The organism is Variovorax trehalosi (genome assembly GCF_051216415.1).
Taxonomy (GTDB): domain Bacteria; phylum Pseudomonadota; class Gammaproteobacteria; order Burkholderiales; family Burkholderiaceae_C; genus Variovorax.
Genome location: NZ_JBPJZG010000003.1, coordinates 306421 through 317503, shown reverse-complemented (window position 1 = coordinate 317503; position 11083 = coordinate 306421). Strand labels below are relative to the sequence as shown.

Here is an 11083-nt window from a genome sequence, read left to right as displayed (position 1 = left end):
TTTTTCAGACGGTTGCAGGCGAGCGATCGGGTTCGGCATCGGTCGGAACATCAGCCTCGATTTCCTCGATCAGCCGGGTCTCGACCAAGATCGCAAGGTCGCGGATGGTGGGTGCCTTGAAGAAGGCGGCCGGATGCAGTTCGACCTCGTACGCCTTGCGGGCGCGTGCCAGGATCTGGATCGCGAGCAGCGAATCACCGCCCAGCTCGAACAGGTTGTCATCGATGCCGACGCTGGCGATGCCCAGCATGTCCTGCCAGATGCCTGCGAGCAGCTTCTCCAGTTCGCCATCGGGCGCGACGAAGGGGGTGTCGAGTGCGGGGCGCGGATGATCGCGGCGCTTCTTCTTCGCGACCGGGCCGGTCTCCAGCAGTTCGAGCATGCCGTTGTCGAGCTCGCCCAGGCGCTGGTTCAGGTCGGTGGTGGAGATCACGACCTGCGCGAACGCCGGGCCGTTGACGATGCGCTCCATCGCCCGCGCGCCCTCGGGACCGTCCATGCCGATGCCGTCGGGCAGCACGCGGCCTGCCGCCATGCCGAGGTCGCGCCAGGCATCCCAGTTGACCGAGATGACCGGGTGCTTCGCATGGCGCTGCCACTGCGCAGCCAGGGCATCGAGGTAGGCGTTCGCGGCGGCGTAGTCGCTCATGCCCAGGCCGCCGGCCATGGCCGAGATCGACGAGCACAGCAGCACGAAATCGAGCGGCTCGCCCTGCAGGGCGTCGAGCAAGAAGCGGGTGCCCTGCAGCTTGGGCGCGAAGACTTCGTCAATCGCGGCACGGGTGCGGTTCGCGATCATTCCGCTGTTCGCGTGACCGGCCGCGTGCACAACACCCTGCACCATGCCAAAGCGCGCGCGGGCCTGTGCAGCGGCCGCTTGCATCGAAGTCGCATCGGCCACGTCGGCGGCAACGACGAGCACTTCGCCGCCCAGGTTTTCGAGTTCGATCAGTTGCGCGAGCCTGCTCCGCAGCGCCTGGGGTTGCGCTTCGTCCGCGGCGAGGGCTTCCCACTGGCTGCGTTTGGGTAGCGGGGTGCGCCCCAGCAGCACCAGCCGCGCCTGCCACGCCTGAGCCAGGTGCCGCGCGACCGCGAGCCCCACGCCGCCGAGGCCGCCGGTGATCAGGTACACGCCCTTGGAGCGCAGGCGCTGTTGCGGTGCGGACCCGGTCGGCAGCGGCGCGTAAGTCTTGACCCAGCGATGCGGGCCACGATAGGCCACGAGCGATTCGTCGTGCGGCACCTGCGCCGGTGCGGCGAGCTGCCGTGCGAGCCAGGCCTCGGCGGCGCTGCCCGGCACGGGCAACACGATGTCTGTCACCCGGCAAGCGATGTGCGGGTATTCCTGCGCGATCACCTTGCAGAGGCTGAACAGTGTCGCCTTCTCGGGACACAGCGCCTCGAGGCCGGAGACATCCTCCATCTGGTTCGCGACGACTTCGATCGAGAGCTTGCGCGCACGCCCGCCAGAGGTGCTGTCGATGGCCTGGGCCAGCGCCAGCAGGCTGAAGTAGCCGCGCTCCATGGCCTGCCCGGATTGCGACGGCGACAGCGGCTGCTCATCCACGCTCCACAGGTGAAAGACCCTGGCGACCGGCCCGGACTCGGCCTGCACCTTGCGCAGCAGCAGTTCGTGGTCGGCTCGCTCGCCGGGACGAACGATGAAATGATGGGGATCTGTTTCTGCGTAGCCACTGCCTGGCGCCACGCGAACCACCGCATGTCCAGGCGCATTGGCCTCCAGTTGACGGATCAACGCATCCGTCAGCCCGCGCTCTTCCGCGAACACCAGTGTGCAGCCCTCGGCCGGCGCAGGCGTCGACGACGCATTCGCGGGCTCGGTGCGCTGCCAGACCGGCACGTGGAATGCATCGCTGCCCGTACGCACGGACGATGCCGGCGCTTCGCTGCCCGGCTCAGGCATGTCCGTCCAGTACGACTGGCGCTGGAACGGATAGGTCGGCAGCGGCACCCGGCGCTCTTGCCGCCCGGGATGGCACGCGGCCCAATCGATGTCGACACCCGCGCACCAGAGCTGGCCGATCACGCTCGCCATCTGGCGTTCGTTCTGCGCCTGCTTCTGCGGATGGGCCTGGCTCGACAGGATGGCCGCCGCCGAATCGGCCAGCGGATGCTGTCGCGCGAGGCCGGCCAGCGTCTCGCCGGGACCGACTTCCAGCAGCACGCGGCCCTTGGCGCGCAGCAGCTCCGCCACGCCATCCGCGAAGCGCACCGTGCCGCGCAGGTGCTGGCCCCAGTAGGCCGGATCGACCGCCTGCTGCGCCGTGATGGGCTTGCCGGTGACGTTGGAGATGAAGGGAATGCGCGGCGCGGACCGCGGCACGGAAGCCACCACCTGCTGCAGTTCGGCCACGATGGACTCGGTCATCGCCGAGTGGGAGGCGATCGAGACCAGCAGGCGGCGCGGCATCAGCCCGCGCGCGAACAGCTGCTGCTCGGCGGCCTCGATGGCGGCCATCGGGCCGGCGAGCACGCACAGCTGCTCGCCATTGATCGCCGCGATGTCGCAGCCGGAGACCAGGAATGGTGCGAGTTCGGCTTCCGACAGCGCGATGGCGGTCATCGCACCCGGCGACATCGACTGCATCAGCCGGCCGCGCGTGGCCACGATGCGCAGCGCATCTTCCAGGCTGAACACGCCGGCCAGGCACGCGGCGACGTACTCTCCCAGGCTATGGCCCAGCATCACGGCGGGCTGCACGCCGCGCGACATCCACAGGCGCGCCATCGCGTACTCGACGATGAACAGCACCGGCTGCGTGTATTCGATGCGACCGAGCTTTTCATCGGCAGCGGCCTCGCCGCCGGCGGCCGGGTAGAGCAATTGCCGCAGGTCCATGCCCATCGCATCGCGCAGCGCGTCGCAGCAGCGATCGATCTCCTGACGAAACACCGGATGGTCGCGGTACAGCGCGAGCCCCATGTTCGCGTGCTGCGTACCGCCGCCCGGGAGCAGGAACGCGACCTCGGGCGCGGAGGCGGGAACGCCGCTCGCCTGGTCGAAGTCGCTCTCGGGCGCGCGCAGCGCCTGCACGGCGGTCGCCAACTCGTCGGCGACAACCGCGCCGCGAACCGCCAGCGCACGCCGGCCGGTTTGCAGCGTCTGCGCGACATCGGCGAGCGAGGTGCTGGACCCTGCTTCTTCGAGATGGCTGGCGAGGCGTTGCGCGGCTTGCTGCAGGGCGCCGGTGTTGCGAGCCGAGAGCGGCAGGACCTGCCAGCTCGGTGCCTTTGCCTGCGTGGACGGACGGGCCACCGGCGCTTCTTCGAGCACCACATGCACATTGGTCCCTCCGATGCCGAACGAGCTCACGCCCGCGCGGCGCGGCGTGCGGCCTTCGGGCCAGGGCTGGCGCTGCGCGTTGACGTAGAACGGACTGCTCGCGAAATCGATCTGCGGGTTGGGCTTCGTGAAGTGCAGGCTGGGCGGCAGTACGCCGTGCTTGAGCGCCATCGTGGCCTTGATGAGCCCCGCCACGCCGGCCGCCGCATCGAGGTGGCCGATGTTGGTCTTCACCGAACCGACGGCACAGAAGCCGCGCCGCTCGGTGTCGGCACGAAACGCCTGCGTGAGCGCCGCGATCTCGATCGGGTCGCCCAGCGTGGTGCCCGTGCCGTGCGCCTCGATGTAGCCGATGGTGTCCGCCGATACGCCTGCGATCAGCTGTGCCGCGCGGATGACCTCGGCCTGCCCGTCGATGCTGGGCGCAGTGAAGCCGACCTTGGCGGAGCCGTCGTTGTTGGCCGCGGTGCCCTTGATGACAGCGTGGATGGTGTCGCCGTCGCGTAGCGCTTCATCGAGGCGTTTGAGCGCGACGACGCCGGCGCCGCTGCCGATCACCGTGCCGGCCGCATCGGCGTCGAAGGCGCGGCAATGGCCGTCGGGCGAGAGGATCGCGCCGGCCTGGTAGCGGTAGCCGCCCTCTTGCAGCAGGTTGAGCCACACGCCGCCGGCCAGGGCCATGTCGCAGTCGTGGCTCAGGAGCGCCTGGCAGGCGGTGTGCACGGCGGTGAGCGACGTGGAGCAGGCGGTCTGCACGCTCACGGCGGGGCCGCGCAGGTTCAGCTTGTAGGCCACGCGCGTGCAGAGCGAACCGCCGGAGTTGCCGCTCATGAGGCCCAGCAGGTCGGCGATGCCGGTGTGCGCGCCGAGGCCGAAGGACGGCAGCAGGTTGCGGATCAGGTAGACGTTGGCACCCTCGCCCGCATAGACGCCGACCTTGCCCGGCCAGCGCTCGGGGTCGCAGCCGGCGTGTTCGAGCGCCGCCGAGGCGCATTCGAGAAAGACACGCTGCTGCGGGTCGAGGTTCTCGGCTTCGCGCGGCGTGTAGCCGAAGAAGCCGGCATCGAACTGGTCGAAGCCTTCGAACATCACGCCGGCCTTCACGTAGTCGGGGTCGTCCAGCAGGCTTTGCGGTACGCCGCGCTCGCGCAACTGCTCGTCGGTGAAGCGCGACACCGACTCCACGCCGCCCTGGATGTTGCGCCAGAAGGCGTCCACGTCGTCGGCACCAGGGAAGCGCCCCGACAGGCCGACGATGGCGATCTCGAGGCCGGTGGGTTCGGCGGATTCGTTGAAGGGGGTGGTCATCAATTGACTCTCTCTGCCACTTTGCGGCGTTGAAGCATGGCGGCGCGCTGGCGCAGCGCGCGGTCGTCGGCGGCGGCAGCCGATGCGGACACGGCCTGGGCCCCGCCCTGCTCGATCCACTGGGCCAGCGACTCGACGGTGGGGTACTTGAAGAGATTGACCAGCGGCAACGCAACCTGCAGCCGGTCTTCCAGCAACCGATGCGCGCGAATCAGGAGCAGCGAGTGCCCGCCGAGGTCGAAGAAGTTGTCGTGCAGGCCGACCTGCTCGACCTGCAGCACCTCGGACCAGATGGCCTCGAGCGTGCGGGCAACATGGCCTTGCGGTGCTTCGTAGGTGACAGCGCGGCCCAGGCCTTCGGGCTCGGGCAGCGCCTTGCGCTCGACCTTGCCGTTGGCATTCAGCGGCAGGGTCTCCAGCACCACGATAGCCCTTGGAACCATGTAGTCCGGCAGCGTCTGGCCGAGGCTTTCGCGCAGGGCGGCCGCGTCGACGGACTGGCCCGCATGCGGCGCGACATAGGCCACGAGCGATGCGCCCGCGGCGCCCTGCTTCGCCACGACAACGGCTTCGCGAAGGGTCGGCTGCGCGAGGAGTTGCGCCTCGATTTCGCCGAGTTCGATGCGGAAGCCGCGAATCTTGATCTGATGGTCGATGCGGCCCAGGTACTCGATCTGGCCTTCGGCATTCCAGCGCACGAGGTCACCCGTGCGGTAGAGGCGCCCGCCGCTGCCGAACGGATCGGCCACGAAGCGCTCGGCACTCAGGCCCGGCTTGTTCAGATACCCGCGCGCCAGGTTCACACCGCCCAGGTACAGCTCGCCCGCCACGCCGCGCGGCACCGGGTTCAGCTCCGCATCCAGCACCCAGGCCTGCGTATCGCTGATCGGACGGCCGATCGGCACGAGGCTCTGTCCGTCGTCGCGGCAGGTCCAGCGCGTGACGTGGATGGTGGCTTCCGTCGGGCCGTACAGGTTCTGCAGCGTCGCGCCGCTCAGGCGCCTGAGTGCTTCTCTCTGCGTCTCCGCGGGCATGGCCTCGCCGCCGACGATGATGTGCTTCAGGCGCGTGCTCGCCTCGATGCCCGGGTGCGCGAGGAACGCCTGCAGCATCGAAGGCACGAAATTCAGCGTCGTGATCTGGTGACGCTGGATCAGTTGCACCAGCCGCTCCGGGTCGCGGTGGTCGCCGGGGTTGGCGATCACGAGGCGCGTGCCCGTGGTCATCGGCCAGAACATCTCCCAGCACGAGACGTCGAAGCCGAACGGTGCCTTGTGCAGCACGGTGTCGCCGCCGCCCAGGCCGTAGGTGTCCTGCATCCACGCTATGCAGCTGCGCAGGGCCTCGTGGCGCACGGCCGCGCCCTTGGGCTTGCCGGTGGAGCCGGAGGTGTAGATGACATAGGCGAGGTGCTCGCCGTGCAGCGCGACCTGCGGGTCGGTGTCGGATTCGCCGGAGACGTCGAGGCTGTCGACTTCCAGCCGGGTGAGGCCTGCACGCGGCGCGATGAACTCGCGGGTGGCCCGGTGGCTCAGCAGCAGTTCGATGCCGCTGTCTTCCACCATGTAGGCCAGGCGCTGCGCGGGGTACTCGGGGTCCAGCGGCAGGTAGGCGCCGCCGGCCTTCAGGATGCCGAGGATGCCCACGACCATCTCGAGGGAGCGCTCCATCACGATGCCCACGCGCATATCAGGCTGCACGCCCAGGGCGATCAGCCGATGGGCCAGCCGGTTGGCACGCGCGTTCAGCTCGCCGAAGCTCAGCGACGACTCGTCGAACAGCAGTGCCGTCGCATCGGGTTGTTGCCGTGCATGCCGCGCGATGCTGTGATGCACCAGCTCCGCGCCCGGCTCCTGCCGCGCGTTCACGCTCCATTGCGTGAGCTGCGACTTCTCGGGTGCGGCCAGCAGTTCGACATCTCCGACCGCGCGACCTGCATCGGCGGACAGCACATCGAGCACCGCCACGTAGTGCTGTGCCATTCGCCTGATGGTCTCGGGCTCGAACAGGTCCACCGCATAGATCACGTCGAGCATCAGGCGACCATCAGGCCGCTCGCGGGCTTCCAGCACCCAGTCGAACTGCGTCTGCAGATCGGACAGCGCATGGTCGCTCACCTCGATCTCGTCCAGCCGCTGCAGTGCCCGGTGGTCCTCGAACAGGTGGTTGAACATCACCTGGAACAACGGGCTGTGGCTCATGCTGCGTTCGGGTTGCAGATGCTGGACCAGTTGTTCGAAGGGCAGATCCTGGTGCGCCTGCGCGCCCAGCACCGCCTCGCGGGCTTGCGCCAGCACCTGCGCCAGGCGGGTGCGGCCGTCGATCGGATTGCGCAGCACCAGCGTGTTGACAAACAGGCCGATGACGTTCTCGAACTCCACGCGGTTGCGGTTCGCGATGGCGGCGCCGACGCGGATTTCCTGCAGCCCCGTATAGCGATGCAGCAGCGCCTGCAGGCCCGCCAGCAGCACGACGAAAAGCGTGGAACCCTCGGCCTGCGCGAGTCCGCGCAGCCGGCCGAGCAATGGCGCCGGCAGCTCGAAGGCATGCCGCGCCGCGCTGTAGGCGGCCTGTGGCTTGCGCGGATGGTCGGTGCGAAGCTCGAGCACGGGGTGCTCGTCGCCGAGTTCCGCGCGCCACCAGTCCAATTGGCGCTGCGCCTCGCCGGCCGCCAGCCACTCGCGCTGCCACACCGCATAGTCGGCGTACTGCACGCGCGGCACGGGAAGCGCTGCCGCCCTGCCCTGCAGACGGGCCGCATAGCCTGCGGCGAGTTCGTCGATCAGCACCTGCATCGAGGCGCCGTCGGAAACGATGTGATGCATTACCACGACGAGCACCTGCGTGTCGTCCGAGATGCCGATCAACGCAGCACGCAGCAAACTGCCCTGCGTGAGATCGAACGGGGCGGCCTTGAGGCGACGGGTTTCATCGGCGAGGCGGCCGTCGCGCTCGCCGACGGGCACACCGCGCAGGTCGATCAGTTCCAGGGGCAGCGCGCCCGTCGGCTTGATCCACTGCGCAGCGATGCCGTCGCTGCCGGCACGGAACACGGTGCGCAGCGACTCATGTCGCGCGGCCAGATCGTCGAGCGCCGCGTGCAGCGCGTCGGCCTGCAGCGCCCCGGTGAGGCGAAGCGCACCGCTCATGTGGTACGCCGCACTGACCGGATCGAGTTGCCAGAGGAACCACTGGCGCTCCTGCGCGTGGGACAGCGGCAGCGCATGCAGCCGGCGCTCGGCCGGCAGCGCCGCGATGGGCGCGGGCCGCGCACGCGCGCCTTCGCTCAGGCGCTGGCGCTGGCGCACGGCAGCGGCGCACTCGGAAAGCCGCGGGTGCTCGAACATCAGGCGCACCGGAAAGTCGATGTCCCAGTGATCCGACACGCGGGCCGCGACCTGGGTCGCGGTGAGCGAACTGCCACCGCGAGTGAAGAAATGAGCATCGCGCGCGAAAGGCTCCGCATCGGCGGGCCGGAGCACTTCGCGCCAGATCGCATCGACGACGCGTTCGGTCTCGTCGAGCACAGGCGCTTCGGCCGGCGCCTCGACGGGACCACCCTTGACGAACGCACCGCGCTCGTAGATCGCATAGGCATCCGCGCTGCGATCGAGCCAGCCCGCGCGGCAGGCGCTGCGCTGCAGCTTGCCGCTGGTGGTCTTGGGCATGCCGCCCGGGTTGAGCAGCAGCACGACCGACAGCGACTCGCCGAACACTTCGCTGACAGCAGCGCTCAGCGCCTCGACCAGCACCTGCGGCGGCACCAGCTTCTGCATGCTGCGCGACACCTCGGCCGCGGCGCCGATGCCCTCGCCATCGGGTCCGCTGGCGGCGAACACCGCCACGCGGCCCTTGCGCACCGCGTCCACCTCGGCCTCGATGACGCGCTCGATGTCTTGCGGGTAGATGTTGTGGCCGCGGACGATGATCAGGTCCTTGATGCGGCCGGTCACGTAGAGCTCGCCATCGCAGACGAAGCCCAGGTCGCCGGTGCGCAGCCACCGACGGCCCGCGCGTTCGACGAAGGTCTCGGCGGATTCGCGCGGCTTGCCCCAGTAGCCGGCACCGACGCTCGCGCCGCTCACCCAGATTTCGCCGATGCGGCCGGGCTCGGCCATCACCGACAGTGTCGCGGGATCGACGATCTCCACCGCATGCTCGACCGCCACCACGCCGCAGCCCACGAGCAGCGTGCCGTCGTCACCCGGCGTGCCCATGCCGCCGGCGAGACCATCGGCGCCGAAGCTGCGCGCCACCATGCCGGCGCCGCGCTTTCCGCCGGTCACGAACAGCGTCGCTTCGGCGAGGCCGTAGCAGGCGTAGACCGCGCCCGGATCGAAGCCCGCGGGAGCGAAGCGTTCGATGAAGTCGAATTCGGTGTCGGCGCGCACCGGCTCGGCGCCGGTGTAGGCCACGCGCCAGCTGGAGAGGTCGAGCTTGGCAAGTTGCGCGTCTTTCACACGCTCCAGGCAAAGGCGGAACGAGAAGTCCGGACCGCCGCTGAGCGTGGCGCGGTGGCGCGAGATCAGCTCCAGCCAGCGCACCGGGCGCTCGAGGAAATAGCGCGGCGACGTCAGCACCAGCGGGATGCCGCTGTAGAGCGGCTGCATCAGGCCGCCGATCAGGCCCATGTCGTGATAGAGCGGCGCCCACGAGACGAACTTGTCGTCGGGCCCGATGCCCATGCCGACCTGGATGGCATGCTCGTTGGCCATCAGGTTGCCGTGCGTCACGATGACGCCCTTGGGCGCGGAAGTCGAGCCCGAGGTGTATTGCAGGAAGGCGATGTCGTCGTCGGCCGGCTCGAAGGGCTGCCAGGCGTCGGCGAGCGCAACGTCGACCGCATCCACGGCGATGATCTGCACATCGCCGAACTGGCTGCCGGCCGCCGACATCGCGGCGCTCAACGCAGAAGACGTGAGCACGCAGCGCGCCTCTGAATCGGCCGCCACGCCGGTGAGCCGCGCCAGATGCTGCGGCCGTGTCGATTCGGGCGGAAACACCGGCACCGCGATCACGCCGCAGTAGAAGCAGGCCAGCATGCTCACGGCATAGTGGTCGCCGTTGTCGAGCATGACGAGCGCGCGGTCGCCCTTGGCGAACTGCTGCTGCAGGCGGGCCGCGAGTGCACGCACGCGCTGCTCGAAGACGGCATAGGTGAAGGGCAGCTCGCTGTGGACGCCATCGACCTCGTCGACCACGGTGAGCCAGACGTCGTGCGGACGCTGCCCGGCCAATGCGCGCAGGTGCGCCACGAAGTTACGAGGTTGCCGGCCGACGGATGCCGTCGCGAGCGGTTCGTTCATATCTACCTACCCTTGATGCGCCTGCAGTTGCGCTCGATGAAGAGGCGCTGGCAAACGCCGTGCGAGCGCCGCAAGAAAGGCGGTCTCGTGTTGCCTGAGAAAGAAATGGCCGCCCTCGAACCAGTCGAGGGTGAAGGCGCCGTCGGTCTCTTTCGACCAAGCCGCCATGGCCAGCGCCTCGATGTCGTCCTGGCGTCCCGCGAAGGCATGAACGGGCAACGGCAGGGGCGGTTCGACGGCCACGTGGACATGGCTGCGGCAGACGCGGCGGTCGGCAAGCAGCGTATCGAGCGTGATGCGCATGAGCTCCTCGCTCGCGAATACCTCTTCGGGCGTGCCGCCCTGCTTGCGCAGCTCGGCGGTCAGCGAGGCGTCGTCTTCGCCACCGTCGAAACGTTCAGGATCGCGCCTGGAAGGCGCCGCGGAACCGGACACCAGCAGCGCGCGCGGCAGCGGCAGCCGCAAGGACTGAAGCCTGCGGGTCACGCCATGCGCGAGCAACGCGCCCATGCTGTGGCCGAAGAGCGCGAAGTCGCCGCGCATCGCGTCGGCCTGCTCGGTGCATATCTGCGCGACCAGTGCATCGAAGTCTTCGACGAAGGCCTCGCCCATGCGTGCGCCTCGCCCCGGCAACTCGACCGGCACGATGCGAACCCACGACGGCATGAAACGCCGCCACCGCAGATACATGGAGGCGCTCGCACCCGCGCATGGCAGGCACAGCAGCGCCAGGGGCGCCTGAGCGCTCATCAACCTGCCGCGGCTTCCGTGGCCGGTGCGTCCGCCTGCTGCTGCATCCAGTCGCGCAGCGACTTGGGCCGCATGTCGGTCCAATGGGTCTCTACATAGGCGAGAACGGTTTTCTTGTCGCCCTGAACGCCTTCGACGGCGGTCCATCCGCCGGGAACGGCCTTCCAGTGGGGCCAGATGGAGTACTGGTCTTCGTGATTGACCAGAACGATGAAGGTCTCGTCTTCGCGGTCAAAAGAACTCGTCGACATCGGTGCATCCTTGTGTGATTGAACAGAGAGAAGGAGCACGCAAAAGCCGGTCGCGGGACCGGACCGGATTGCAGCGCCCCTGCCAAGAGGACGCTTCAGAGGTCGATCTGTTCATTTTTCACGGCGGGACGGCGAGCGCCGCAGGCGCACCGGTGCCGAAACGC

The 11083-nt window shown here is 68.8% G+C and carries 4 protein-coding genes; all 4 read right to left on the bottom strand.

Annotated features, from left to right (window positions below; genetic code table 11):
* Positions 1-4 precede the first annotated feature (4 nt).
* Genes ACSFA7_RS13485 through ACSFA7_RS13470 form a run of 4 tightly spaced genes read right to left on the bottom strand, consistent with a single transcriptional unit; the run spans position 5 to position 10919 of the window.
* Positions 5-4612 (bottom strand): type I polyketide synthase, encoded by a 4608-nt coding sequence (locus ACSFA7_RS13485; protein WP_435499825.1) that lies wholly within the window; start codon positions 4610-4612, stop codon positions 5-7.
* Complete coding sequence (locus tag ACSFA7_RS13480) at positions 4612-9918, bottom strand: amino acid adenylation domain-containing protein (RefSeq protein ID WP_435499824.1); 5307 nt, start codon at positions 9916-9918, stop codon at positions 4612-4614. Before ACSFA7_RS13480 ends, ACSFA7_RS13485 begins: the two co-directional genes overlap by 1 nt.
* A gap of 6 nt (positions 9919-9924) precedes the next feature.
* On the bottom strand, positions 9925-10668 hold the full coding sequence (locus ACSFA7_RS13475) for a thioesterase II family protein (protein ID WP_435499823.1): 744 nt from the start codon (positions 10666-10668) through the stop codon (positions 9925-9927).
* Entirely contained in the window at positions 10668-10919 is a 252-nt protein-coding gene (locus tag ACSFA7_RS13470; RefSeq protein ID WP_435499822.1) for an MbtH family protein, read from the bottom strand. The genes ACSFA7_RS13475 and ACSFA7_RS13470 overlap by 1 nt, the downstream gene beginning before the upstream one ends.
* Positions 10920-11083: the final 164 nt, after the last annotated feature.

Coding starts and splice junctions, on each gene's coding strand:
- ACSFA7_RS13485 (WP_435499825.1), bottom strand. CDS start 4,612: ATGACCACCCCCTTCAACGAATCCGCCGAACCCACCGGCCTCGAGATC.
- ACSFA7_RS13480 (WP_435499824.1), bottom strand. CDS start 9,918: ATGAACGAACCGCTCGCGACGGCATCCGTCGGCCGGCAACCTCGTAAC.
- ACSFA7_RS13475 (WP_435499823.1), bottom strand. CDS start 10,668: ATGAGCGCTCAGGCGCCCCTGGCGCTGCTGTGCCTGCCATGCGCGGGT.
- ACSFA7_RS13470 (WP_435499822.1), bottom strand. CDS start 10,919: ATGTCGACGAGTTCTTTTGACCGCGAAGACGAGACCTTCATCGTTCTG.